Raw genomic sequence first — 24,992 nt, 5'->3', positions numbered from 1 at the left:
CTGGATACCGTGATCGTCGTCGTCGCCCCGGGTCAGGGCTCCCAGACCCCCGGATTCCTCGCCCCCTGGCTCGAGATCCCCTCCGTGGCCGAGCAGGTCGCCGCGCACTCGGAGGCGGTCGGCATCGACCTCGCCGCGCACGGCACCGTCTCGGACGCGGACACCATCCGCGACACCGCGGTCGCCCAGCCCCTGATCGTCTCCGCGGGACTCGTGAGCCTCGCCGCCCTCCTCGAGGGCGGACGGCGCGAGCGCATCGCGGGCATCGCCGGCCACTCCGTCGGCGAGATCACCGCGGCCGCCGGAGCCGGGGTCCTCACCGAGGCCGACGCGCTGGTGTTCGTCCGCGAGCGCGCCCGTGCCATGGCCGCTGCGGCCGCCGCCGAGCCGACCGCGATGAGCGCGGTCCTCGGCGGCGACGAGCAGGCCCTGATCGCCCGTCTCGACGAGCTCGGCCTCGAGCCGGCCAACTACAACGGCGGCGGGCAGATCGTCGTCGCCGGCGCGGTCGACGCGCTCGAGGCGCTCAAGGCGGAGCCGCTCCGCGGGACCCGCGTGATCCCCCTGCAGGTGGCCGGCGCCTTCCACACCCGCTACATGGCGCCCGCCCGCGACTCCCTCGCCGGCGTCGCCGCCGGGCTGACCCCCTCCGACCCGACGCTCCGGCTCTGGACGAACCGCGACGGGTCGGTCGTAGACTCCGGTGCCGCGTTCCTCGAGCTGCTCGTCGGCCAGGTCGCCTCCCCCGTCCGCTGGGACCTCTGCATGGCGGCCTTCGCCGACGCGGGCGTCACCGGGATCATCGAGCTGGCACCCGCCGGCGCGCTGGTCGGCCTCGCCAAGCGCGGCCTCAAGGGCGTGCCGAGCATCGCCATCACGACCCCCGACGACGTGGACGCCGCCCGCGCCTTCCTCGACGAGCACGCCGCCTAGCAGGAGAGACCCCATGACGACCCCTTCCCTCACCCAGTCCAGCGGCAGCGCGTACACCCGGATCCTCGGCATCGGCGCGGCACGCGGCGACCTCGTCGTCCCGAACGACGACCTGATCGAGCCGATCAACTCCTCCGACGAGTGGATCCGCCAGCGCACCGGCATCATCGAGCGCCGCCGCGCCTCCGCCGACATCCACGCGGTCGACCTCGCGACCACCGCCTCCCTCGAGGCGATCGAGAAGGCGGGCATCCGCCCGGACCAGATCGGCGTCGTGCTCGTCTCCACGATCAGCAACACCGTGCAGACCCCGTCGCTGGCCGCGCTCCTCGCGGACCGCATCGGCGCGAACCCCGCCCCGGCGTACGACATCTCGGCCGCCTGCGCCGGCTACACCTACGGCATCGCTCAGGCCGATTCCTTCATCCGCTCCGGCCTGGCCGAGTACGTGCTCGTCGTCGGAGCCGAGAAGCTGTCCGAGCTGGTCAAGTCGACCGACCGCAGCATCTCCTTCCTCCTGGGCGACGGCGCGGGCGCCGCGGTCGTCGGCCCCAGCGACACCGCCGGCATCTCGAAGACCGTGTGGGGATCCGACGGCTCCAAGTGGGACACAGTCGGCATGGACAACCCGCTCGCGGCCTACCGCGACGGCACCGCCGAATGGCCCACCCTCCGCCAGGACGGCCCGTCGGTCTTCCGCTGGGCGGTCTGGGAGATGGCCAAGGTCGCCAAGCAGGCGCTCGCGGAGGCGGGCGTCCAGCCCGAGGACCTCGCCGCGTTCATCCCTCACCAGGCGAACATGCGCATCATCGACGAGCTCGCGAAGCAGCTGAAGCTGCCCGAGACCGTCGCTATCGGCCGCGACATCGAGACCACCGGCAACACCTCCGCCGCGTCGATCCCGCTCGCCACCCACCGCCTGCTCGAGGAGCACCCGGAGCTGCACGGCGGACTCGCGCTGCAGATCGGCTTCGGCGCCGGACTGGTGTTCGGCGCGCAGGTCGTGGTGCTCCCGTGACCGGCGCGACCCCACCCCTAAACTGACCTACGGTCACTGACGAACACCCGAAGAACCCCCAAGGAGAGAACCATGGCACTGTCCAACGAAGAAGTCCTCGCCGGCCTGGCCGAGCTTGTCAACGACGAGACGGGCATCGCCACCGACTCCGTCGAGATGGACAAGTCGTTCACCGACGACCTCGACATCGACTCCATCTCGATGATGACCATCGTCGTCAACGCCGAGGAGAAGTTCGACGTGAAGATCCCCGACGACGAGGTCAAGAACCTCAAGACGGTCGGCGACGCGGTCCGCTTCATCGTCAAGGCGTCCGAGTAGTCGTCGCCCGCGCACCCCGTCCTCGTGGCGGACACCCCGGCCGGCGATCGTCGGCCGGGGTGAGCCCGGCACCCACCCACACGGAACAGAGAAGCTCGTCATGACCAAGAAGATCGTCGTCACCGGAATCGGTGCCAGCACTCCCCTCGGCGGGACCGCCCGGGAGTCCTGGAACGCACTCCTCGCCGGCGAATCAGGCGTCCGCTCCCTCGAGCAGGACTGGGTCGCTCAGTACGACATCCCGGTCACCTTCGCCGCCCAGGCCAAGGTCCGCCCGGAGGAGGTGCTCTCCCGCCCCGAGGCGAAGCGCCTCGACCCCTCCAGCCAGTTCGCGCTCATCTCGGCCCGCGAGGCCTGGGCCGACTCCGGCATCACCGACGTCGACCCGCTCCGCGTGGGCGTCGACTACTCGACCGGCATCGGCGGCCTCTGGACCCTCGTCGACGCGTGGGACACCCTCCGCGAGCGCGGTCCCCGCCGGGTCCTCCCGATGACCATCCCGATGCTCATGCCCAACGCGGCCGCCGCCGCGATCAGCATGGCCATCCCCTCCCGCGCCTACGCCCGCACCGACGTGTCGGCCTGCGCCTCCAGCACCGAGGCCCTCGCGAACGCCTACGAGCACATGCAGCTCGGCCTCGCCGACGTGGTCGTCGCCGGCGGCACGGAGTCGGTCGTCCACCCGCTCCCGATCGCCGCCTTCGCGTCGATGCAGGCCCTCTCGCGCCGCAACGACGACCCGGCGACCGCCTCGCGCCCCTACGACGTCTCCCGCGACGGCTTCGTCCTCGGAGAAGGCGCCGCGACGCTCATCCTCGAGACCGAGGAGCACGCCCTCGCCCGCGGAGCCCGCATCTACGCGGAACTCGCCGGCGGCGCCGTCACCAGCGACTCGTACCACATCACGGCGCCGGACCCCGAGGGCTCCGCAGCCGCCCGCGCCATGATCGGCGCCCTCGAGCAGGCCGGAGCCGCGCTCACCGACGTCACCCACGTCAACGCCCACGCGACGAGCACCCCGGTCGGCGACATCGCCGAGTACCGCGCCCTGCTGCGCGTCTTCGGCGACCACCTCCCGAACATCGCCGTCTCCGCGACCAAGGCGTCCACCGGCCACCTCCTCGGCGGCACCGGCGCGCTCGAGGCCATCTTCACCGTGCTCGCCCTCCACGAGCGCACCGCACCCCCCACCATCAACCTCTTCGAGCAGGACCCCCAGATCCCCCTCGACGTCGTCACCAGCCCCCGCGCCCTCGGCGACGGACCGCTGGTCGCCATCTCGAACTCGTTCGGGTTCGGGGGGCACAATGCTGTTGCCGCTTTCCGGACGGTGTAGCGGGGCGTAGCCCCGCTCCACCGTGCGGAAAGCGGGCTGCGCCGCTCCTTGCGCGGCGCAGGCGCGTCCGCTGGGGAGGGGGGCGGGGTTTCCGAGGGCCGGTGCGGTGCGGCGACGGTGATCCGCTGGAACGCGGATCCCCGGATACGCCTCGTGCCGCGAGGGATCTGCGCCGCCGTCTGGTGCGGGCTGGTGAGCACGCCGTGCTGGTGGGGAGCGCGGGCTTCGCCGCGGCTCGGGTCGGATGCTCGGATCAACGAAGCTGTCCGGGTGGGAGCGCGGGCCTCGCCGCGACTCGGGTCGGACGCTCGGATCAACGAAGCTGTCCGGTGGGAGCGCGGGCTTCGCCGCGGCTCGGGTAGAAGGCTTCGGTTCAAGCAGCTGTGCTCGAGGGGAGCGCGGGCTTCGCCGCGACCCGGGTCGGATGCTCGGATCAGGGCGGCTTCGCTCGTGGGGAGCGTGCGACTCGCCAATACTCGAGCCGTCGGCGTCGTGCGCGACAGAGGTGCGGGCGGGTCCACGAGTCTTCCGACGCCCTCCGCCGGAACGCGGTGCTCCGCCGACCGTCTGGTCGACGTGCCAGCGAGCGGCAACCGCGAGGTGACGACGCGACTTCGAGGCGGGCCTCTGCCGGAACGGGGGTCCGCTGGCCGCCTGGTTCAGCGAGGCGGGCGGTCCCCGCGAGGCATATCCGCCGATCCGCGTGCCAGCGGATCGGCGTCGCCGGCCGCCGGCCGCTCCACGGAACCCGACCACCCGCCCGAGCCGACTGCGCGACGCCGCGCGAGGAGCGGCGTCGAATGAGCTCAGCCGACCCCGTGCATCCAGACGACGGGGGCGAAGTCGCCGCCGTAGCGGAAGGGCTCGAGCTCGTCCTCCCAGGCCTGGCCGAGGGCGAGGCGCAGCTCGCGGTGCAGCTCGATGGGATCGGCGCCGGCGAGCTCCATGGCGGAGCGGATGCGGTCCTCGGGCACGACGGTGTTGCCCGCGCTGTCGGTCTGCGCGTAGAAGATGCCGAGCTCGGGCGTGTGCATCCAGCGGCCGCCGTCGACGCCGGGAGAGGGCTCCTCGGTGACCTCGTAGCGGACGTCGGCCCAGCCGCGGAGAGCGGACGCGATGACGGCACCGGTTCCGACCGGGCCCTCCCAGGCGAACTCGGCGCGCAGCGTGCTGCGGAGCACGGGCTGCTCGATCCAGGCGAAGTTCACGGCACGACCAAGGGCGCGACCTGTCCCCCACTCGAGGTGGGGGCAGAGCGCGCGGGGGGCGGAGTGCACGAAGAGCACACCCCGAGTCTGCTGCGCCACCATGGTGTCCTCCGTTCGTCCCGGTGCGTCTTCCCCAACGACCCGGACCGCGGAACACTCTGCGGTGCGCCTTCTTCGATTATGACGGTGGACGTGCCACCACGCCCGATCATGCAGGAGCGGCGGACCTCCGTCAAGGCGGCTCGCCGCGCCTGCTCGACCGGCCGCCGGCGGCTCCTGCCTATACTCGGGTCGTCCGCGCCGCCGGACGCCGCACACCGCCAGACGCCCGCCGGGAGGAGCACCGTGTCCGTCCGCGACGGCCTGCTCGCCCTGCTCACGCTCGGCCCCGCCTACGGCCTCCAGCTGCACGCCGAGCTCCTCGACCGTGCCGCGCACCGGCCCCGGGTCAACGTCGGCCAGATCTACTCGACGCTCGAGCGCCTGCGCGAGCGGGGCCTCGTCGTCTCGGCCGGGTCCACCGACGACGGCCTCCCCTTGCACGCGCTCACCGACGAGGGCCGCGCGGAGGCGGCCGCCTGGCTGACGGGTGACGGAGCGTCCCCGGAGGAGGATTGGGACGACGTCCTCGACCGGGTGCTGCTGGCCTCGAGCCTGTCCGGCGCCGACCTCGCCGCCGTCCTCGACGCGTACGAGAGCTCGCTGCCCGCCACCGCCGACGAGCATGCGGAAGAGGAGGACGCGCACCCGCAGCGCCGCCTCGCCGCGATCGCCGCCCGCGTGCGGGAGGAGGCCCTGCGGCGCCTCCTCGAGGCGGCCCGCGACGAGCTCACGGGCGACGGGCCGGGACGGGGCGTCCGCGGATACGCTCTCGAGCGTCCCCGCCGGGGCCGTCGAGCCTCGAGCTAGGACGAGACAGGCGCGGGTGCCGTCGCCTAGGGTGGTTCGCATGTCCCGTACCCCCCTCGGTCTCCGCGTCCCCTCCCGGGCGCGCCGGCGCCTCGTCGCCGCCGGAGCGGGCACGGTCCTCGTCCTGTGCGCCGCCCTCGCCGCTCCGCTCTCCGCGTCCGCCGCCTACGACCCGTCCGACTACCCCTCGTGGTCCGATGTGGAGGCCGCGAAGTCGAGCGAGAGCGCCACCGCCGCCGAGGTCGACCGCATCACCGCCTTCCTCGCCGACCTCCGCGACCAGGCCGCCGCCCTCACCGACGCCGCCATCAGCCGGGCCGCCGAGGCGGACGCCGCGCAGAGCGCTCTCGACGAGGCGACCCAGCGCGTGAGCGCCCTGGAGGAGCGCGCCTCCGCCGCCCGGTCGGACGCCGACGCCGCGAAGGAGCAGGCCGGCCGTCTCGCCGCGCAGCTCTACCGCAACGGCGGGACCGATGCGACGCTCAACCTCCTCATCGGCGGCGACGAGTCGAGCGAGCTGCTCTACCGCCTCGGCACCATGACGCAGCTCACCCAGCAGACCAGCCGGCTCCAGACCGCGGCGCAGTCGACCGAGAACCAGGCCGTCTCCCTCGCCGCGCAGGCCGAGCAGGCCCGGGGCGAGCGCGTCTCCCTCGCCACCGCCGCGGCCGACGCGCTCTCGGCCGCCCGCTCCGCGCAGGCCGAGGCCGACGCCAAGGTCGCCGACCAGGAGAAGTACAGCCAGGAGCTCTACACCCAGCTCGCCTCGCTCAAGAACACCACCGCCGAGATCGAGCGGGAGTACGCCGACGGCCAGGACGCGAAGTCGGCGTTCGAGGAGCAGCAGCGCCTCTCCCGTCTCGCCGCCGAGGCCGAGGCTGCCCGCCAGCGCGCGGCGTCGGCTCCCGCCGCGGCCGCGGCTCCGGCAGCGCCCTCCAACAGCGGAGGCGGCGGAGGCGGCCCGGTCGAGCTCGGCGACGACGACCCGACCGGCGCGCGCAACAGCTCCGCCAAGACCATCGCCGCCCTCGGCACCTACGCCGGACGCACGGACGGCCTCTCCCCCGCGCAGGCCCAGGCCTACGCCCGCACCGCTGTCGGCCGCTTCGGCTGGGGCGCCGACCAGGTCGACCGGTGCCTCATCCCGCTGTGGAACGGCGAGTCGGGGTGGCGCTGGAACGCGCTGAACCGCTCCTCCGGCGCCTACGGCATCCCGCAGGCCCTCCCGGCGAGCAAGATGGCCAACTCGGGAGCCGACTACCAGACGAACGCGGCGACGCAGGTCGACTGGGGGCTCTCGTACATCAAGAGCGCCTACGGCTCGCCCTGCAACGCGTGGTCGAGCTGGAACAACCGCTCGCCGCACTGGTACTGATCCCGCGCCTCACTTCGCCTGGTCGTAGGAGTCGACGACGGCGACGGTGACCGGGAAGTCGACCTCGCCCTCTCCGAAGAGCGAGCGTCCGGCGCGCACCGCCGCCTCGCGGACGATCGCGGCGACCCGCTCGCCGACGTCGGCGGGAGCGTGCACGATCACCTCGTCGTGCAGGAAGTAGACGAGGTGCGCCCGGCCGACCGCGCCACCCTCGGCGCGCAGTCGCGCCCGCAGCTCGCCCATCCAGCAGAGCGCCCACTCGGCCGCGGTCCCCTGCACCACGAAGTTGCGGGTGAAGCGTCCCCACTCGCGCGCTCGCGCCGCATCCGCCGAGAGCCCCTCGGGTCCGGGAGGCGAGCTGCGCCCGAGCCACGTCGAGACGCTCTCGCCGCGCTCCCCCACCCGAGCCGCCGCCTCGACGTGCGCGACCGAGCGCGGGTAGGCACGGGCGAGCCTCGGGAGCAGCCGTCCGGCCTCCCCGCTCGTCGCCCCGTACATCGCCCCCAGCATCGCGACCTTCGCCCGCGGCCGGTCGGGGACCACGCCGGCGTCGACGATGCCCTGGTAGAGGTCGCGGCCCCGCCCGGCGGCGGCCATGGCCGAGTCGCCCGAGAGCGCGGCGAGGATGCGCGGCTCGAGCTGCGCGGCATCCGCGACCACGAGGCTCCAGCCCGGATCCGCGGTGACCGCGGCGCGGATCTGCCGCGGCAGCTGCAGCGCCCCTCCGCCCGAGGTCGCCCAGCGGCCGGTGACGACCCCGCCCACCACGTACTCCGGCCGGAACCGTCCGTCGCGCACCCACGCGTCGAGCCAGGCCCAGCCGTTGGCGGTGAGCAGCCGGGAGAGCTTCTTGTACTCCAGGAGGGGCGGCACCGCGGGGTGCTCGAGGGACTGCAGCTCCCAGGAGCGCGTCGACTCGACCGGCAGCCCCGCGCGCCGCAGCGCCTTGAGGAGCTCGGCCGGCGAGTCGGGGTTGAGCTCGGGCGCGCCGAGCTCGTCGCGCAGGCGGTCGGCCAGCGCCTCCAACCGGGCCGGGCGGCCGCCGAAGAGCGGGCGGGGGCCGAGCATCCCGGTGAGCACCCGGTCGTGCACATCGGCGCGCCAGGGCAGCCCCGCGTGGGCGATCTCGCGAGCGATCAGGGCGCCGACGGACTCGGCGGCGAGCAGCAGGCGGAGCCGGCCGGCCTCGGCGGCGCCGGAGAGCGCCTCCTCCTGCCGGGCCAGCTCGAGGACGGGGTCGAGCTCGTCGGAGCCGCCCGCCGCCTCCTCGAACCCGATCAGCGTGTCCTGCGCGGCGGGGGCCGCGGCTCCCGCGTCCCACGGGTCGAGGGGCGAGCGCGCGAGAGCCGATGCGGCGGCGGAGACCGAGCGGCGGAGGATCGCGCGGGCCAGCCGGAGGTCGTGGCACCGGGCGACGACCACGCCGGCCGACAGCAGTGCGGGGTACCAGCGCGCGGTGTCGTCCCAGACCCAGCGCGGGCGCTCCGGCTCCTGCTCCCGGACGAACGCCGCCAGCTCGGCCGGACCCCGGCCGCTCCCGGCCTCGGCGCCGCCGACGGGGTCGACCGCCCGCCACGCCCCCGTGGGGCCGCCGACGAGTGCGAGGAGCATCGGGCCATTCTCCCCCGTGGCGGACACAGAGGCCGCCGTCGCGGGGACGGCCGGGCCCCCTCTCGCTGAAGGAGTCACGGCGACGGCCGCGAGGGCGGGTAGCCGGGGAAGGGCTTCTCCTGCGCCGTCGGCGGCTGATGGGCCCACAGGGCGGCCGCGATGGTGTCCATCGAGCGGGAGTAGCCCACGAGCGTCCGCCTCTCCGGCTCCGCCGCCCAGGTCACCGCTCGGAACCAGGTCTCGCGGTACGGGCCGGTCTCGATGCGGCGCACCAGGCCGATCCGGCCGGTGCGAAGGGCGTCGACCATCACCCACTCGTCCTGCCCGCTGCTGCGCAGCATCTGGAGCGGACTCCACTCGATCATCGCGCCTCCCACCGGTCGATCCGCGGCCGTGGCGAGCACGAGCGCCGCGGCGTACACTCGCAGACTATCGAACACATGTTCGAACGGCCAACCGGGTCCGGCGAGTGAACGGGAGCACGACGATGGCGGTGATCGACGAGACGGCGCTGGTCTCGACCGACGGCGAGGGAGTGCCGATCGCGCTCGAGTGGCGGGGCGGGAGCTACCGGGTGACCGACCGGCCGACGGTGTGGACCTGCACGAGCGAGTGGTGGGCGCCCCTCGAGGGGTTCCCGCCGACGTTCGGGCGCACACCGGTGAGCATCGGCGGCTGGCGCTTCCAGGCGACGGACCTCGCGACCGGCGGAGCGTTCGTGCTCGACGTGGTCGCGTCGACGGAGCCGCAGTGGAGCGTGGTGCGGATCTACGAGTAGTGCCGGCGCGAGGCCGGCCGGGCGGCTACTTGTCGGCCGACCAGGGCGCCCGCGTCATGGCGATGAGAGCCGCGACTCCGGAGACGAGGCCGACACCGGCGATGGCGGACACGACGAGCCAGAGAACGAGTTCCATGCCGCAAGTCTACCGAGCCCCGGAGCGGATCCTCTCCGCCCCGCTTCCATCCCCCGGCTATGGAATAGCCTGGGCAGAGTGACCGACGCCCCCACCCGCGCGAGTGTCGGACTGCGCTCGGAGCGCGGCCCGATCCTGCTGTCCCTGATGATCTCGACCGCTCTGGTCGCCCTCGACGCCACGATCCTCTCGACGGCCGTGCCGTCCATCGTCGCCGATCTGGGGGGCTTCGAGCAGTTCCCCTGGCTGTTCTCGATCTACCTGCTGGCCCAGGCGGTCTCGGTCCCCCTCTACGGCAAGCTCGCCGACGTGATCGGGCGCAAGCCCATCATGCTGATCGGCATCGCCCTGTTCCTGGTCGGCTCGCTCCTGTGCGGCCTCGCCTGGAGCATGCCCGCGCTGATCGCGTTCCGAGCCCTGCAGGGCCTGGGGGCCGGTGCGATCCAGCCGATGGGCATCACCATCGCCGGCGACATCTACACGGTCGCCGAGCGTGCGAAGACCCAGGGCTACCTCGCGAGCGTCTGGGGCATCTCCTCGGTCGTCGGGCCGACGCTCGGCGGCGTGCTCTCGGACCTGGGCGCCTGGCGCGGCATCTTCCTCGTCAACATCCCGCTGTGCCTCCTGGCGGCGTTCCTCCTGATCCGCAGCTTCCGCGAGACCACGCGGGGCGAGAAGCAGCGGATCGACGTGGCGGGCGCCTCCGTGCTCGCCGTGGGCACCGCGCTGCTCATCCTCGGACTGCTCGAGGGCGGCAGCGCCTGGCCGTGGCTCTCCCCCGCCGGAGTCGGCGTGTTCGTCGTCTCGGCCCTCGCGTTCGCCGGCTTCGTCGCGATCGAGCGGCGCGCGGCCGCCCCGGTGCTCCCCCTCTGGGTCCTCACGCGGCGCGTGCTGATCTCGACCAGCCTGGTCTCGGTGACCGTCGGCGCGATCACGCTCGGCGTCACCTCGTACTTCCCGACCTTCGCGCAGGGCGTGCTCGGCAGCTCCGCTCTCGGCGCGGGCTTCGCCGTCGCGGCGATGACGCTCGGCTGGCCGGTCGCGGCGAGCCTGTCGGGCCGGCTCTACCTGCGCATCGGCTTCCGCAACACGGGCTTCCTCGGAGCGGGGCTCGTCGTGATCGGCACGGCGCTGACCGTCCTGCTCGGCGCCTCCTCGACGCTGTGGGAGATCGCCGGCTTCTGCGTGCTCATCGGCGCCGGCATGGGGCTCGTGGCGACTCCGACGCTGATCCGGGCGCAGTCGAGCGTCGACTGGAACGAGCGCGGAGTGGTCTCCTCGACCAACTTCTTCGCCCGCAACATCGGCAGCGCCGTCGCCGTGGCCGTGTTCGGCGCGATCGTGAACGCGAAGGCGGGCGGCGGCGTCCCCGCACCGGCGGACCTCGCCGAGGGCACCCGCTTCGTCTGCATCGCGCTCACGGTCCTCGCCGTGGGCATGCTCGCCGCGGTCTGGGCGATGCCGAAGGAGGGGCGCCCCGTGCCGGGAGAGGATCGGGCGGCGGAGGCCGAGCCCGATGCGGCCCGGCCGGACGCGGCCCAGCCCTAGCAGTCAGGCGGCGCCGTCGGTTCTCGTCGTCAGCCGGAGCGGCGCGCCGCGGCCGTCGCTCGCAGGCGGTCGCGGTGGATGCGGCGCACCCGGTGCGTCCAGCGCTGCAGGGACGACCCCATCCCGGGGTGCCGCGCCAGCGTGTGCAGAGCGCGGTCGAACCGGCGGAGCATGTCGGCGAAGGCGCCGAAGGGGCGGGCCGAGATGCCGACCTCGAGGTGGCGGTCGAGCACGATCCGGTGCCGGAGTCCCAGGTGCACGCTGATCTCGACGTCGTCGTGCACGTAGGCGTCGTGCCGGTGCATCTCCTCCGCGATCTCCTCCCACGCCGACCGGCGGACGGCGCAGTTGGAGCCGAAGAGCGGCCAGTTGGCCAGCGCCGACCCCATCAGCACGAAGTAGGCGTCCATGTAGGCGACCCGCGCGATCACCCGGGCGATCGGGCCGAGCTCGTCGAAGCGTCCGGGACCGGTCACCGCTCCGACCTCGGGATCGGCGAAGTGGCCGGCCAGGCGCGCCAGCCAGTCGGGTCCCGGGCGGGAGTCGGCGTCGAGCCGTGCGAGGACGTCGCCGTGCGCCTCGTCGAAGCCGTGCGCCGTGCTCGCCGGGATCCCGGCTCCGTCGTGCCGCACCACCCGCGCGCCCGCCGCTCGCGCGACGGCGGCGCTGTCGTCGGTGCTCCCGTCGTCGACGACGACGATCTCGAACGGAGCGAGCGTCTGCTCGCGGAGGAGCTCGAGCAGCTGCTCGAGGTGGCGGGCGTCGTCCTTCACGGGGACGACGACCGAGATGCGCCGGTGATCCATCCGCCCAGTCAACGCGATCGGGGCGCTCAGCGGGGACACCGCCACGCGTCTCGCGCGAGCCCGGACCTGTCAACCGGCTCCCGAGCGCGCCGGATCCGCTGATGGGATCGACCCGTGTCCGCCGGATCGGCGGCCCGATCGAGACAGGAGACGACATGACCCAGGGACCTCGAGACTTCCGGCCCACCCGTGCACTGGTGACCGCCTCGGACTCCGGCATCGGCCGGGCGATCGCGGTGGCACTGGCCGAGGCGGGCATGGACGTCGGCATCACCTGGCACAGCGACGAGGAGGGCGCGCAGGGCACGGCGGAGGAGGTGCGCTCCCTCGGCCGGCGCGCCGAGATCGCGCGCCTCCACACGACGGATCTGGAGGGCGCGGGCGACGTGATCGACGACCTCGCGGATCGACTGGGCGGGCTCGACGTCGCCGTCAGCAATGCGGGCGGAGGCGGGGGCGAGCCCTTCCTCGAGCAGAGCCTCGACAGCTGGCGCTCGACCGTCGCCCTGAACCTCGACGGAGCGTTCGTCTGCCTCCAGCGCGCCGCGCGGCGCATGGCGGCCCAGGGCACGGGCGGCAGGATCATCGCGGTCACCAGTGTCCACGAGCACCAGCCGCGGGTCGGCTCCGTCGCCTACACCGCTGCCAAGCACGGGCTGGGCGGCCTGCTGAAGGTCGCCGCACTCGAGCTCGGCTCCCTCGGCATCACCGTCAACGCCGTCGCCCCCGGGGAGATCGCGACGCCGATGAACGACGCCGAGGATGTGGACCCCGTCACGATCGACCGCCCCGGCATCCCCCTCGGCCGCCCCGGCGACGCCCGCGAGATCGCGGCGGTGGTCGCCTTCCTGGCCTCTCCCGCTGCCTCCTACATCACCGGATCCTCGTACGTCGTGGACGGCGGGATGCTGCAGATGGGGCCGCAGGCCGGCTCCCACCTCCGGCAGGACGACTGGCGCGAGGCCTGAGCCGCCGACCACGGCGCCCGCCCGCCGGGTACTCTCGAAGAGGTGCTCCGGCGGGCGGGGCGCCTGCTCCGGGATGTAGGTGACGCACGTGTGGTTCCGGCGTCGACGCAGGTTCAAGATGGAGCCGTACGACCCCGATGAGAACCCGTCGCGCGAGCCCGCCTCCGTCGAGGAGGCCGCCGAGGAGGGCCTGATGCTCGCGCAGTACGCGAGTCGCATGGCCGTGAAGAACCGGGTGCTGATGGACGGCCTCGGCGCTGACGTCCCCTTCGACTCGGTCCGCTACTCCGTCGTCGCCGCGGAGGAGCTCGAGAAGCTGGCGCGCGAGTCCGAGGCGGCCGCCGAGCGCCTGCGCGGCATCGCCGCCGACGTGACCTCCGTGGGCGGCCGCTCCGACCACGTGCACGACTACCGCTCGGCCGACGTCGACAACCTCGACCACCGCGAGCGGCTCTCGCTCCTGGTCGCCGACTCCCTCCACAGGCGGGCGCAGGACGAGGAGTACCTCGCGACGCTCGTCGACGACGCCCGTCAGGACGCGTGGCGCGAGCTCGCGCAGTCGATCGAGGAGACCCTCGACCGCACCTCGCGGATCGACCCGGACGACGAGGAGTACCGCCGCGACCGCTCGGTCCGGATGGCGCTCGTGGTCGTCGACGACCTGGTCAAGCTGGCGGAGGAGCGCGGCGTCAGCCTCGAGGACTGACGGGCTCGTCATGGGACGCCGGGACGGGGCTCAGGCCCAGCCGGCGCGGAACGACTCGGTCGCCTCGGCGGAGCGCTCCCGGACCGACTCCAGCAGCTCCTCCATGGTGGAGCTGCGGAGGAACGCGAGGCGGTCGAGCTCGGTGACCGGTGCGACGCCGGCGAGCTGCCAGGCGTGCGCGGCCGGATCCTCGGCGAGCTCGACGACCGCGCCGTAGCGCTGCTCGACGAACTCGCTCGCGACCGCCAGTGCCGTGCGGACCGCCGACTCCGCCGCAGCCAGCGCGGGGGCGTGCTTCTCGTCCCACTCCAGATCGGGCAGCAGGCGGACCTCGGCGCGCGGGTACGGGTCGTCCTCGTACCAGCGGACGACCTCGAAGCGCTCCTCGCCCACGGAGTCGAGCGTGACGAACGACTCCGCCCCGTCGATGTTCAGGATGCGCGCGCGGGCGCCGACCGCGAACCGCTGGTCGCCGCCGCCCACCTCCTGGCCGCGCTCGATGAGCACGACGCCGAACGCGAGGGTCTCGTCCTCGAGGACGTCGCCGAGCATCCGCAGGTACCGCGGCTCGAACAGCCGGAGCGGGAGCGGCATGTGCGGCAGGAGCACGGAGCCGAGCGGGAACATCGGAAGATCAGGCACGGGTTCAGGCAATCACGTCGAGCGGAGAGCGGCCAGTACGGGCGCGGCGCGTCGGGACGTGCTAGCGCATCGAGCCACCGTGTCGTCCGCTCGCGGATGCTCGCCACGCCCCGGACGATCTCCGACGGCCCGCCCTCACCCGCGAGGCTCCCACTCAGACTGGGAGCATGGATCTCGCCGAACTCCGAGCCGTCGTCCGCGCGGACCTGGCCGCCAAGGGCCACGCCTCCGACCGGCTCACCGTCCTCGTCCTCCGACTCGGGCAGTACTCGAGCTCTCGGAGGACCCGGCTCCCCCTCCACCTCGTCTACCGCCTGGTCGATCTCGTCTGGACCCGCATGATCGTCGGAGCCGAGCTGCCGCCGGCCGCTCAGGTCGGGCCCGGCCTGCGGCTCCCCCACTGGGGCCGCGGCGTGATCCTGCACCCGCGCACGGTGATCGGGAGGAACGCGTTCATCTACCACGGCGTCACCATCGGCGAGTCGAAAGGTCGTACGCCCGTCATCGGCGACGACGTCTACATCGGCGCCCGCGCGACGATCGTCGGGGACGTGACCGTCGGCGACCATGTGCGGATCGGAGCCGGCGCCGTCGTCGTCCGCGACGTCGCCTCCGGCTCGTCCGCCGTCGGCGTGCCGGCGAGGACCGCGTCGGCGGCGTCCTGAGGCACGGCACGCCGGTCCGACAGGAGCGGACCGCCCGCTCCGACGAGACCGGCATCAGGTGGAGGCCCGACCCGGCGCTGGAGAGGAGGAACGACCGCGGGTGGAGCGGAGTAGGGCGTACGGGACTTGAACCCGTGACCGACGGATTATGAGTCCGCTGCTCTGACCGGCTGAGCTAACGCCCCGCGGCGGCCGTCCGAGCGGCCGTCAGGTGGCGGCGGGTGCGGACGCTGCGTCGGAGGCCGGATCGGCCACCGGCTCCCCACGATACAGGCTCTCGAAGGTGCTGATCGTGCGGTTGATGTCGTGCGAGGCGACGATGCGGAGGGAGGCGCGCTTCATCGCCTCGAGGTCCTCCTGATCGGCCGTGAGCACGGCGGTGAGGCGCTCGGCGAGGGCCTCGGCGCTGCCCGGAGCGAAGAGGTAGCCGTTCTCGCCGTCGTGCACGAGGTGCGGGAGGGCCATCGCGTCGGCGGCGACGACGGGGAGGGCCGAGGCCATCGCCTCCATCGTCGCGATGCTCTGCAGCTCGGCGATGGACGGCATGGCGAACACGGTGGCGCGGGTGTACGCCTCCTTGAGCTCGGCGTCCGAGACGTAGCCGGTGAAGCGGACGCGGTCGGCGATGCCGAGGGTCGCGGCGAGCTGCTGGAGGTTGCGCATCTGGTCGCCGCCGCCGACGATCTCGAGCTTCGCGTCGAGCGCCGGATCGAGCAGGGCGACCGCGCGGAGCAGGACGTCGATGTGCTTCTCGCCGGTCACGCGGCCGACGAAGAGGATCGAGTCGCCGGCGCGGGCCGAGAAGTCGGGCGTGTAGTTGTCGGCGTCGATGCCGCAGGAGATGGCGTGGACGCCCCGGAGGCCCGTGTACTTCTCGAGGAACTGCGCGGCCTTGCGGGTCGGCGTGGTGACCGCCTCCGCCCGGCCGAAGGTGCGGCGCGCGGCCCGCCACGCCATCGCCACGGCCTTGGCCTGCACGGCCTTCGGCAGGAGGGTGAACTCGAGCATGTTCTCGGGCATGAAGTGGTTCGTGCCGACGATGCGGATGCCGCGCTTGGCCGCCTCGATCCCGAGGCCGCGGCCGACGATGATGTGCGACTGGAAGTGCACGACGTCGGGCTTCACCTCGTCGAGGATGCGCGCGCTGTTCTGCCGGATGCGCCACGGCATCGCGAAGCGCAGCCAGTCGTGCGGGTACCAACGCCAGCTGTAGAGCCGGTGCACGATGATCCGCTGCCCCTCGTGCGTCTCGACCCGGGTGCCGCTCCAGCCGTCGGCCGAGGGGGCGACGACGTGGACCTCGTGGCCGCGCTGCGCGAGACCGGCGGCGAGGCGCTCGGCGAACTTCGCGGCTCCGTTCACGTCGGGAGCGAAGGTGTCGCAGCCGATCACGACCGTCAGCGGTCGGGAGTCGGGCGATCCCGGTCGGGACGCGTCGCGGGGATCTGACACGGGAGGTCCTATCGGTGTCGTGCCGCTCGGGGAGAGAAGGGAGCGATCGGCGGAGGTCGGTCGGTTTCGTGGCTCTCGGCGCGGACCCATTGTAGGCAGAGGAGTCCTCACCACTCGGGATCCCGCGCCGTCAGCGCGCCTGCGGGTGGTGCTTGGCGAGGAGGAAGACGCCGTAGATGGCGACGGCACCGGCCGCGATGAAGAGCGGGATCGCCCACGGGGCCGCGTACTGCGCCTCCCCGAGCACGACGATGCCGATCGCGACGGCGACCAGCGGGTCGATGACGGTGAGGCCCGCCACGACGAGGTCCGGCGGGCCGGAGGAGTAGGCGTTCTGAACGAAGTACCCGCCGAGCGCGGTCGCGGCCAGGAGCGCCACGATGCAGACCACCGTCAGCGGGTCGAACTCGCCGTACTTGATGCGGTTGAGCACGACCTTCGCGAGAGTCGCGACGAAGCCGTAGACCACTCCGGCGCCCACGATGTAGAAGATCGCCTTCGCTCCGCGGCGGAAGACGCGGAAGGCGACGACGAAGACCGTGAGCACCACGGCGAGGATCACGAGGATCGTGATGAGCTCGGGCGTCTGGATGGACTTGTCGACCGCGTTGAACGCCGCCACGAGGACGAACGTGCCGACGCCTCCGACGCAGAGCACGATCGCCCGGATCGACGCCGCGTTCAGGCGCACCCGGCTGACCCGCGCGTTCACGACCGCGGTGATCACGAGCGCCACCGCTCCGAGCGGCTGCACCACGATGAGCGGGGAGAAGCCGAGGCTCGTCAGCTGGAAGACGATCGCGAGGCCGAGGAGCAGGGTGCCGATCACCCACGAGGGGCGCGAGAGCAGCGCGACCAGCTGGCCGCCGCTGAGCCCGGAGGAGCCGGAGCGCTTCGAGAACCGCTCCACCTTCGCCACTCCCCGGTGCTGGAACTGCGCGCCGAGGGAGAGGAACACCGCGCCCACGAGAGCGATCGGGATGCCGATGAACTTCGCCGGATCGTTGAGGAGTTCGGCGAGATCGGCGGGCATGGGGTCGACCCTACCCAGAACGCCTCCGGGAGTCCTCCGACGCACGGGTGAGGGGCTGAGCCCAGCGGATGATCCTCGCGGACCCGGTCGACGGCCCCGCGGTACCCTGTCCCCCATGGCCGTCCTCCCCATCCGCATCGCCGGCGACCCCGTCCTGCACTCCCCCGCCGCCCCCGTCACCGAGTTCGACGATGCGCTGCGCACCCTCGTCGCCGACATGTTCGAGACGATGGACACCGCCCCCGGAGTCGGCCTCGCCGGCCCGCAGGTCGGCGTCCCGCTGCGCCTGTTCGTCTACGACTACGCCGACGACGACGGCACCCCGCGCCGCGGCGTCGCGATCAACCCCGAGCTGTTCGTCACGCCGACCCCGCTCGGCGAGGCGGACGAGGACACGGAGTCGGAGGGGTGCCTCTCCTTCCCCGGCGAGCGCTTCCCGCTCCGCCGCTCCGAGCGCGCGATCCTCCGCGCGGTCGACCTCGAGCAGGAGCCGTTCGAGATCGTCGCGGACGGCTGGTTCGCCCGCGTGTTCCAGCACGAGTTCGACCACCTCGACGGCGTGCTCTACATCGACCGCCTCGAGCACGACTACCACAAGCCGGTCGCGAAGATCACCCGCAAGCGCGGCTGGGGCGGCCCCGGCGTCTCGTGGCTGCCCGGCGTGGAGCACCTCGAGGACTGACTCAGGCCAGGTCGACCCCGTGCACGCCGTTGTGGTGGCGGATCGCGGGGAACGAGGCGGTGACGCTCCGGCCGACGCCGGGCGTCCGCTTCTCGGTCACGTCGCCGCCGAAGAGGGCGGCCCGCTCGCGCAGCTCGGCGAGCGCGGGGCTGTCGATGCGCTCGGTGAGCGAGCGCAGATCCGCCTCGAGAGCGCTGGCGTCCTGCTCCGCAGCGCCGTGCTGCTCGCGGTCGTCGTCGACCTCCACCCGGAGGCCGGTGGTCGTCCATCGGGAGCTGATGCGGACCTCGGTCCCCGCGCCGCCGGTCTCCAGCGCCGAGTCGAAGGCGTACTCGAGCACCCGGAGCACGGCCACCTCGGCGCCGTCCTGCAGCGGGAACGGCTCGCCGAACGACTCCTCGCGGACGCTCAGGCCTCGCTCGCGGGCGCCCTCGATCAGGGGGACGGAGCCGCCGGTGCGCGGCAGTTCCCCCGGATCGACGGAGGCAACGGTCGCGATGCGGCGCAGCTGCGCCAGCGAGGCCTCGGCCGCCCGCACGGCACGCTGCGCCGACCGCGCGGCTGCGGCGGGGTCGCGGTCGATCGTGAGCCGGACGCTCTCGGCCTCCTCGACGACGTGCGCGGCGCTGCGGACCGCGAGCTGCTCGAGCTCGCCGACGATGCGGAGCCTCGCCTCCTGCTCGCCGACCGCCAGCTCGAGGCGGACGACGCGCGCCGCCTCCTCCGCACGGCTCTCGGCGGCACGGCGCTCGGCGCCGACGGCGCGGCGCCACAGCACGACGACCGCGACCAGGGCGATCAGGGCGAGGACGAGGACGACTTCGAGCACGACGGCCTCCGGGGGGACGGGACGGGTTCGGCACAGGAGCGCCGGAGAGAGATCGTACCCGCGCCGCGGACAGCGGACCTGAGGCCGCGGAGGGGGTTGCGGAGCCGCACTCAGCCGTCGGAGCGCACGGAGCGGGTGACGGTGAAGCGGCGGTCGCGCGCCACCACCGTGGTCGGCCCGACCGCGCGGCGCAGCTCGGCCGGATGCGCGAGGTGGGAGTTGAAGACCGTCCACAGCACGCCTCCGGGGCGCAGCACGCGGCCGGCCGCGCGCAGCATGCGCCGGGCGACGAGGTCGGTGACGGCACCGTCGGAGTGGAACGGCGGATTGCAGAGCACGACGTCGACGGAGGACGCCTCCAGCGTCGAGGCGTTGTCGTCGCGAAGGACGCGGACGGCGAGCCCATTGGCCGCCGCGGTCGCCCGGGCGGACTCGACCGCGGCACGCGAGGTGTCCGTCGCGGTCACGGCGAGGTCGGGGCAGGCCCGGGCCACCACGGCGGCGAGGACGCCGGTTCCGCAGCCGAGGTCGAGTGCGGTGCCCGCGGGAAGGGAGTCGACATCGAGGGCGGCGAGGAGGGCGCGGGTGCCGAGGTCCAGTCGCGCCCCGGCGAAGGCTCCCGGCAGTGCGACGACCTCGAGGTCGAGCTCGTCCAGACGGCGCCGCTCGGGCCCGGGCGCGGGCGGCTGGTCGGGGAGCGCGCCGCTCGCGAGCAGGGCGCGCGACTTCTGACGCGCGAGGGAGACGTCGATCCGCTCGTAGCGCACGGCGAGCACGTCGTTCATCGTGCGCGTCATGTGCTTGATGCGGCCGGCGCCGATCAGGGTCGCCGCCGGGTTCGCGAGTGCGGTCCCGGCCGCGACGGCGGCCAGGGCGTCGAGTGAGCGCGGCAGGCGCAGGAGCACCGCGTCGGCGTCGCGGACGGCCTCCGCGACGGAGTCGACGATCTCGATCGGCGCGAGGTCGACGCCCGACCCGCGCACCGTCTCGAGGTTCTGCGCGAGAGCGCGCTCGGCGGTGATCGAGTCCTGCACGACGCGTACGGCACGGCCGTCGGCGGCGAGGCCGAGGCTCAGTGCCCCGTAGGCGTCCCCAATCACGGCGAGGCGGCCGCGATCGGCGGCGAGGTCGAGCAGCAGGCGGTCGCTGGCGTCGACGGCGACGAGATCCGGCGCCTCGACGTCGGGGCGGCGGCGCAGGAGAGCGAGCACGTCCTCGCGCATCGCGCCTCCGATCGTCGGTCCGAGCGGGTGGGCCCTCGAGGGCGACCGCTCGCGGGCACGAAAAAAGGGCCCGAGAGTGGAGTCCCGGACCCTTCGCTCCCCGACTTGGACTCGAACCAAGAACCTACCGGTTAACAGCCGATTGCTCTGCCAATTGAGCTATCGAGGATCATCCGACCACCCGGAGGCGATCAGCGCGGTACTACTTTAGCAAACTCTCCGCGAACGCAAAATCGGGCGCGCACTCAGTAGCCGGAGCCCGGGTCGACGCGGCCGACGAACGGCCCGCCGGCGGCACAGGCGGCCACGTTGGCGCGCACGCGCTCGGCCAGGAGCGGCGCGGTGATCTCGGGGGTGTCCGCGCTGTGGGGCGTGATCAGGCACCGGGGCTCGCTCCAGAGCGGATGCCCGTCCGGCAGCGGCTCGGGGTCCGTCACGTCGAGCGCGGCGCCCGCGAGACGGCCTTCGGCGAGGGCCGCGACGAGCGCGTCCGTGTCGACGAGGCTCCCCCGGGCGACGTTGACGAGCACGGCGTGGGCGGGGAGCCGCGCGAGCAGACCCGCGTCGACCATCCGCTCCGTGCCCGCGGTGGCGGCGGCGGCCAGGACCAGCACGTCGGCGTCCGCCGCGGCCTCGGCGAGCCGCGACGCCGGCAGGGTGCGGGCGGCGCCCTCCACCGGCTCGTCTCCGCGGCGGACGATCGTCACCTGGCAGTCGAAGACGGCGAGCAGCCGCAGGAGCTCGCGAGCGATCCCTCCTGCTCCGACGATCACCACGGAGGCGCGGTGCAGCGTGACCGCCTTCTTCGGCCCCCACGACACGGCGCGCGCCCGCTCCGGCAGCGAGCGCAGGAGGGCGAGCACCAGCGCGAGCGCGTGCTCGGCCACCGGCTCCGCGTAGGCGCCCTTGGCGCTGGTCCAGACGACGTCCGCGCGGGACGCGGCGAGCACGGGCGCGAAGACGTCGACGCCGGCCCAGGGCAGCTGCACCCAGCGGATCGACGGGTGCTCCTCCAGCACAGCGGCCAGCTCGTCCGTGCGGCCGTAGGACAGCCAGAGCAGCGCGTCCGGACTCCCGTCGAGTCCGACGACCACTCCACCGCCCGACTCCACCGCCTCGGCGAACACCGGCTTCGGCCGCGGGAGCACCGCGACGCGCGGGACGGTCACTGGTCGGCCGCCTCGACGCGCTGCGCTCGGGAGGCGTCGAAGCGCTCGTACTCGGCGAAGGCCGCTCCGAGCTCGCGCACGTAGGGGTGCCGGGCCTCGATCAGAACCTCCAGCAGCGGCCCGTACGCGACGACCTCGCCGCCGACGAGCACGGCGATCCGGTCGGTCGCCCGGCTCAGCACGTCTATGTCGTGGCTGACCACGACGGCGGCGAAGCCCTCCCGGCGCCGCAGGTCGGCGAGGAGGTCCACGATCGACTCGCGCACCGTCGCGTCGATGCCCGAGGTCGGCTCGTCGGCGATCAGCACCTTCGGCCCGAGCACGAGCGAGCGGGCCACGGCCACGCGCTGGCGCTGGCCGCTGGAGAGCTCGTAGGGGTAGCGGTCGAGCAGGAACAGCGGCAGGTGCACGGAGTCGAGCAGCGTCGCCACCCGCACCGCCGCGGCCTTCGGGTCGTAGTGGCGGTCGCGGAGGAAGATCGGCTCGGCGATCAGCTCCGAGACGGTCAGCTCGGGGCGGAGGGTCGCTCCGGCGTCCTGCGCGAGATGCGCGACGTCGACGGTGAATCGCTTGAGCTCGCGGGCGGGGAGCGAGCGGAGGCGGTGCCCCGCGACCGTCGCGTCCCCTCCGATGATCACCGGGCGCGTGCGGCCGCCGTCGTGCCCCAGGCCGTCGCCGCCGAGCACGCGCGCGAGCGTGGACTTGCCCGAGCCGCTGCCGCCGAGGATCCCGAGCACCTCCCCCGGCTCCACGCGGAGGCTCACTCCCCGCAGCGCCGTCCACCGGCGGCTGATGCCGCGCGGCGGGTACTCGACGCTGAGGTCGTCGACGACGATGGGGGCCGGATCCCCGGCGGTCCGGCTCACGCCCGGCGCTCCGCCTCGACGATGCTGCGCAGGAGCTCGCGCCTCGAGGCCTGCTCGACCGGGTCGGGCACGGGCAGGGAGGCGAGCAGGCGCTGCGTGTAGGGGTGCTTCGGCGCAGCGAGCACCTCCGCCCCCGTCCCCTCCTCGACCAGCTCGCCGCGGTAGAGCACCGCGATGCGGTCGGCGAGCAGGTCGACCACGGCGAGGTCGTGGCTGATGAACAGCGAGGCGAAGCCGAACTCGCGCTGCAGCTCGGCGAACAGCTCGAGCACGCGGGCCTGCACCGACACGTCGAGCGCCGAGGTGGGCTCGTCGGCGATCAGCAGCTTCGGCTCGAGGGCGAGGGCCCGGGCGAGGCTGGCGCGCTGGCGCTGGCCGCCGGAGAGCTCGTGCGGGTAGCGGTCGCCGTAGGAGCGGGGCAGCTGCACCGCCTCCAGGAGCTCGTCGACGCGCGAGCGCGCCCCGGCGGCGTCGCCGGCCCGTCCGTGCACGATCAGCGGCTCGGCCACGCACTCCGCGATGGTGAGCAGCGGGTTGAAGCTCGACGCCGGGTCCTGGAACACGAAGCCGATGTCGCCGCGGACCGGCCGGAAGGCGCGCTCGCGGATGCCGCGCATCTCCTTGCCGAGGACCTTCAGCGACCCGCCGGTCACCGGCGTCAGGCCCGCGATGGCGCGCCCGATGGTGGTCTTGCCCGAGCCGCTCTCGCCGACGAGGCCGAGCACCTCGCCCGCGCGGATGCGCAGCGAGACGCCGTCGACCGCGACGAAGCCGGGACGGCCGAGCCGGCCGGGGTACTGGATCCGCAGGCCCTCGGCGGCGACGAGCGTCTCGGCCTCGGGGGCCTCGGCGCGCTCGACGGCGCGGACGCGGGCGCGCTCGACGCCCTGGCCCACGTGCGGGACGGCGGCGAGGAGCTTCCTCGTGTACTCGGCCTTCGGCGCCGAGAACAGCTCGGAGACCGTCGCCTCCTCGACCAGCTCGCCCTGGTACATCACGGCGACGCGGTCGGCCAGATCGGCGACGACGCCCATGTTGTGGGTGATCAGCACGATCGAGGTGCCGAACTCGTCGCGGCACCGGCGGAGCAGGTCGAGGATCTCGGCCTGCACGGTCACGTCGAGCGCGGTGGTCGGCTCGTCCGCGACGATCAGGCCGGGATCCAGGACCAGGGCCATCGCGATGACGACGCGCTGCTTCTGGCCGCCCGAGAACTGGTGCGGGTAGTAGTCGACCCGCTTCTCCGGCTCCGGGATGCCGACGGTGCGCAGGACGTCGATCGCGCGCTTGCGCGCCTCCTTCTTCGAGACGGAGCCGTGAGCGCGCAGTCCCTCCGCGATCTGCCAGCCCACCGTGAAGACCGGGTTGAGGGCGGTGCCCGGCTCCTGGAAGACCATGGCGACGTCGGTGCCGCGCAGCTCCCGGAGGCGGGCCTTGGGCACGGAGACGACATCGGTCGCCGCGCTGCCGTCCTTCTTCGAGAGCAGGACCACTCCGGAGGCGGTGGCCGTCTCGGGCAGGAGGCCGAGGATGGTCTTCGCGGTCACGGTCTTGCCGCTGCCGGACTCTCCGACGATCGCCAGGACCTCGCCGCGCTCGACGCGCAGGCTCACCCCGGCGACGGCGCGGACGGCGCCGCGGTCGCTCGCGAAGGCGACCTCGAGGTCGGTGATGTCCACGATCGGACGCGCTGAGGCGTCCCGGACGATGCGCTGGTCGCTCATCGCGTCTCCTCCACTCCGGCGACGGGGTCGTGCCCCGGCGTCTCCAGGCCGTCGGCGGCGAGGACGCCGCCCGGCACGACGGACGTCGCGGCGACGTCGCCGGCACCGGCGGCCACCGCGCGCCGACCGCGCAGGCGCGGGTCGGCGAGGTCGTTCAGGCTCTCGCCCACGAGGGTGATGCCCAGCACCACGAGCACGATCGCCAGGCCCGGGAAGACCGAGGTCCACCAGATGCCGCTCGTGACGTCCGACAGCGCCTTGTTGAGGTCGTAGCCCCACTCCGCGGCCGACGTCGGCTCGATGCCGAAGCCGAGGAAGCCCAGGCCGGCGAGGGTCAGGATCGCCTCGGAGGAGTTCAGTGTGAAGATCAGCGGCAGCGTGCGCGTCGCGTTCCGCAGGACGTGGCGGAACATGATCCGCGGCGTCGACGCTCCGATGACCTTCGCCGACTCGACGAAGGCGTCGCCCTTGATCCGCACGGTCTCGGCCCGGATCACGCGGAAGTACTGCGGGATGTAGACCACGGTGATCGAGACCGCTGCGGCGAAGATGCCGGCCCAGAGGTTCGACTGCCCGCCGGAGATGACGATCGACATCACGATCGCCAGCAGCAGGGTCGGGAACGCGTAGATCGCGTCGCAGATCACGACGAGCACGCGGTCGAGCCAGCCGCCGAGGTAGCCGGAGACGAGGCCGAGGAAGACGCCGAGGAAGATCGACAGGACCACGGCGACGACGATCACGAGGAACGCGGTCTGCGCTCCCCAGATCACTCGCGAGAGGACGTCGTAGCCGCCGACGGTGGTGCCGAGCAGGTGCTCCGCGCTCGGCGGCTCCTGCGCGCCGAACGACTCGCCTCCCGAGCGCAGCTGCGAGTAGCCGTAGGGCGCGATCAGGGGCGCGAACAGGGCCACCAGCAGGAACGCGCCGGTGATGATCAGGCCGGTGACGAGCATCCCCCGCTGGAGGCCGACGCTCTGCCGGAGCTGGTGGACGACCGGCAGGCGGTCGACGAGGCGGCGGCGCGGACGCGCCGGGGAGGTGGTGCTCATGC

At 73.4% G+C, this 24,992-nt stretch carries 25 protein-coding genes and 2 tRNA genes; 12 read left to right on the top strand and 15 right to left on the bottom strand.

Annotated features, from left to right (window positions below; genetic code table 11):
* Positions 1 to 9: 9 nt before the first annotated feature.
* The 4 genes from C5B92_RS11310 (at position 10) to C5B92_RS11295 (ending at position 3,608) form a co-directional block, all read left to right on the top strand.
* The gene (locus C5B92_RS11310) at positions 10 to 933 is read left to right on the top strand and encodes an ACP S-malonyltransferase (RefSeq protein ID WP_104226672.1); all 924 of its coding nucleotides are present in this window, start codon (positions 10 to 12) and stop codon (positions 931 to 933) included.
* A gap of 13 nt (positions 934 to 946) precedes the next feature.
* Entirely contained in the window at positions 947 to 1,951 is a 1,005-nt protein-coding gene (locus tag C5B92_RS11305) for a beta-ketoacyl-ACP synthase III (protein WP_104223464.1), read from the top strand.
* A gap of 72 nt (positions 1,952 to 2,023) precedes the next feature.
* The gene (locus tag C5B92_RS11300; protein WP_104223463.1) at positions 2,024 to 2,272 is read left to right on the top strand and encodes an acyl carrier protein; all 249 of its coding nucleotides are present in this window, start codon (positions 2,024 to 2,026) and stop codon (positions 2,270 to 2,272) included.
* A 100-nt stretch (positions 2,273 to 2,372) separates the two neighbouring features.
* Positions 2,373 to 3,608, top strand: a complete 1,236-nt coding sequence (locus C5B92_RS11295; RefSeq protein WP_104226673.1) for a beta-ketoacyl synthase — start codon at positions 2,373 to 2,375, stop codon at positions 3,606 to 3,608.
* Positions 3,609 to 4,414: 806 nt separating this feature from the next.
* Here C5B92_RS11295 and C5B92_RS11290 read toward each other — a convergent pair.
* Complete coding sequence (locus C5B92_RS11290; protein ID WP_104226674.1) at positions 4,415 to 4,918, bottom strand: DUF3145 domain-containing protein; 504 nt, start codon at positions 4,916 to 4,918, stop codon at positions 4,415 to 4,417.
* Positions 4,919 to 5,161: 243 nt separating this feature from the next.
* On the opposite strand from C5B92_RS11290, the gene C5B92_RS11285 reads away from it, so the two are divergent.
* Positions 5,162 to 5,725 carry a PadR family transcriptional regulator gene (locus C5B92_RS11285; RefSeq protein WP_181028809.1) on the top strand — a complete coding sequence of 188 codons (564 nt, stop codon included), beginning with the start codon at positions 5,162 to 5,164 and terminating at the stop codon, positions 5,723 to 5,725.
* A gap of 40 nt (positions 5,726 to 5,765) precedes the next feature.
* Positions 5,766 to 7,100 carry a hypothetical protein gene (locus tag C5B92_RS11280; RefSeq protein ID WP_104267569.1) on the top strand — a complete coding sequence of 445 codons (1,335 nt, stop codon included), beginning with the start codon at positions 5,766 to 5,768 and terminating at the stop codon, positions 7,098 to 7,100.
* Positions 7,101 to 7,109: 9 nt separating this feature from the next.
* Here C5B92_RS11280 and C5B92_RS11275 read toward each other — a convergent pair whose 3' ends face one another.
* Both C5B92_RS11275 and C5B92_RS11270 read right to left on the bottom strand, forming a co-directional pair.
* A complete protein-coding gene (locus C5B92_RS11275; protein ID WP_104350409.1) occupies positions 7,110 to 8,711 on the bottom strand; it encodes a bifunctional 3'-5' exonuclease/DNA polymerase in 1,602 nt (533 codons plus the stop codon).
* 74 nt (positions 8,712 to 8,785) lie between these two features.
* Positions 8,786 to 9,076, bottom strand: coding sequence for a hypothetical protein (locus C5B92_RS11270; protein ID WP_146076962.1), 291 nt, complete (start codon positions 9,074 to 9,076; stop codon positions 8,786 to 8,788).
* Positions 9,077 to 9,180: 104 nt separating this feature from the next.
* On the opposite strand from C5B92_RS11270, the gene C5B92_RS11265 reads away from it, so the two are divergent.
* Entirely contained in the window at positions 9,181 to 9,489 is a 309-nt protein-coding gene (locus tag C5B92_RS11265; protein ID WP_104226677.1) for a hypothetical protein, read from the top strand.
* Between the two features lie 283 nt (positions 9,490 to 9,772).
* Complete coding sequence (locus C5B92_RS11260; protein WP_104255746.1) at positions 9,773 to 11,173, top strand: MDR family MFS transporter; 1,401 nt, start codon at positions 9,773 to 9,775, stop codon at positions 11,171 to 11,173.
* Between the two features lie 29 nt (positions 11,174 to 11,202).
* Here C5B92_RS11260 and C5B92_RS11255 read toward each other — a convergent pair whose 3' ends face one another.
* Positions 11,203 to 11,979: a glycosyltransferase family 2 protein gene (locus C5B92_RS11255; RefSeq protein ID WP_104250964.1), complete on the bottom strand. Its 777-nt coding sequence runs from the start codon at positions 11,977 to 11,979 to the stop codon at positions 11,203 to 11,205.
* A 155-nt stretch (positions 11,980 to 12,134) separates the two neighbouring features.
* Between C5B92_RS11255 and C5B92_RS11250 the strand changes: the two genes are divergently transcribed.
* Positions 12,135 to 12,947, top strand: coding sequence for an SDR family oxidoreductase (locus C5B92_RS11250; RefSeq protein ID WP_104350414.1), 813 nt, complete (start codon positions 12,135 to 12,137; stop codon positions 12,945 to 12,947).
* Between the two features lie 118 nt (positions 12,948 to 13,065).
* A complete protein-coding gene (locus C5B92_RS11245) occupies positions 13,066 to 13,653 on the top strand; it encodes a hypothetical protein (protein WP_104350408.1) in 588 nt (195 codons plus the stop codon).
* A gap of 30 nt (positions 13,654 to 13,683) precedes the next feature.
* Here C5B92_RS11245 and C5B92_RS11240 read toward each other — a convergent pair whose 3' ends face one another.
* Positions 13,684 to 14,295, bottom strand: coding sequence for an LON peptidase substrate-binding domain-containing protein (locus C5B92_RS11240; RefSeq protein WP_244229436.1), 612 nt, complete (start codon positions 14,293 to 14,295; stop codon positions 13,684 to 13,686).
* Positions 14,296 to 14,462: 167 nt separating this feature from the next.
* On the opposite strand from C5B92_RS11240, the gene C5B92_RS11235 reads away from it, so the two are divergent.
* Positions 14,463 to 14,960 carry a serine acetyltransferase gene (locus C5B92_RS11235; RefSeq protein WP_104350407.1) on the top strand — a complete coding sequence of 166 codons (498 nt, stop codon included), beginning with the start codon at positions 14,463 to 14,465 and terminating at the stop codon, positions 14,958 to 14,960.
* A 111-nt stretch (positions 14,961 to 15,071) separates the two neighbouring features.
* Here C5B92_RS11235 and C5B92_RS11230 read toward each other — a convergent pair.
* The 3 genes from C5B92_RS11230 to C5B92_RS11220 form a co-directional block, all read right to left on the bottom strand.
* Positions 15,072 to 15,145 (bottom strand) — tRNA-Ile (locus tag C5B92_RS11230).
* 22 nt (positions 15,146 to 15,167) lie between these two features.
* Complete coding sequence (locus C5B92_RS11225) at positions 15,168 to 16,412, bottom strand: glycosyltransferase (protein WP_258060483.1); 1,245 nt, start codon at positions 16,410 to 16,412, stop codon at positions 15,168 to 15,170.
* Positions 16,413 to 16,542: 130 nt separating this feature from the next.
* A complete protein-coding gene (locus C5B92_RS11220; RefSeq protein WP_104234188.1) occupies positions 16,543 to 17,445 on the bottom strand; it encodes a DMT family transporter in 903 nt (300 codons plus the stop codon).
* A gap of 115 nt (positions 17,446 to 17,560) precedes the next feature.
* Between C5B92_RS11220 and def the strand changes: the two genes are divergently transcribed.
* A complete protein-coding gene (def, locus tag C5B92_RS11215) occupies positions 17,561 to 18,127 on the top strand; it encodes a peptide deformylase (protein WP_104223450.1) in 567 nt (188 codons plus the stop codon).
* Between the two features lies 1 nt (position 18,128).
* On the opposite strand, the gene C5B92_RS11210 is transcribed toward def, so the two are convergent.
* The 7 genes from C5B92_RS11210 to C5B92_RS11180 form a co-directional block, all read right to left on the bottom strand.
* On the bottom strand, positions 18,129 to 18,956 hold the full coding sequence (locus C5B92_RS11210) for a hypothetical protein (RefSeq protein ID WP_104223449.1): 828 nt from the start codon (positions 18,954 to 18,956) through the stop codon (positions 18,129 to 18,131).
* 110 nt (positions 18,957 to 19,066) lie between these two features.
* Positions 19,067 to 20,179 carry a class I SAM-dependent methyltransferase gene (locus tag C5B92_RS11205; RefSeq protein WP_104350406.1) on the bottom strand — a complete coding sequence of 371 codons (1,113 nt, stop codon included), beginning with the start codon at positions 20,177 to 20,179 and terminating at the stop codon, positions 19,067 to 19,069.
* 96 nt (positions 20,180 to 20,275) lie between these two features.
* Positions 20,276 to 20,348 (bottom strand) — tRNA-Asn (locus C5B92_RS11200).
* 76 nt (positions 20,349 to 20,424) lie between these two features.
* Complete coding sequence (locus tag C5B92_RS11195) at positions 20,425 to 21,348, bottom strand: NAD(P)-dependent oxidoreductase (RefSeq protein ID WP_258061363.1); 924 nt, start codon at positions 21,346 to 21,348, stop codon at positions 20,425 to 20,427.
* The gene (locus tag C5B92_RS11190; RefSeq protein ID WP_104223447.1) at positions 21,345 to 22,214 is read right to left on the bottom strand and encodes an ATP-binding cassette domain-containing protein; all 870 of its coding nucleotides are present in this window, start codon (positions 22,212 to 22,214) and stop codon (positions 21,345 to 21,347) included. Before C5B92_RS11190 ends, C5B92_RS11195 begins: the two co-directional genes overlap by 4 nt.
* Entirely contained in the window at positions 22,211 to 23,938 is a 1,728-nt protein-coding gene (locus tag C5B92_RS11185) for an ABC transporter ATP-binding protein (protein WP_104226684.1), read from the bottom strand. Before C5B92_RS11185 ends, C5B92_RS11190 begins: the two co-directional genes overlap by 4 nt.
* The gene (locus C5B92_RS11180; RefSeq protein WP_104226685.1) at positions 23,935 to 24,990 is read right to left on the bottom strand and encodes an ABC transporter permease; all 1,056 of its coding nucleotides are present in this window, start codon (positions 24,988 to 24,990) and stop codon (positions 23,935 to 23,937) included. Before C5B92_RS11180 ends, C5B92_RS11185 begins: the two co-directional genes overlap by 4 nt.
* Positions 24,991 to 24,992 lie beyond the last annotated feature (2 nt).

Source organism: Rathayibacter sp. AY1A4 (assembly GCF_002930955.1).
Lineage (GTDB): Bacteria > Actinomycetota > Actinomycetes > Actinomycetales > Microbacteriaceae > Rathayibacter.
The sequence above is the reverse complement of the archived record's forward strand: the minus strand, read 5'-3'. Positions and strand labels throughout refer to the sequence as shown.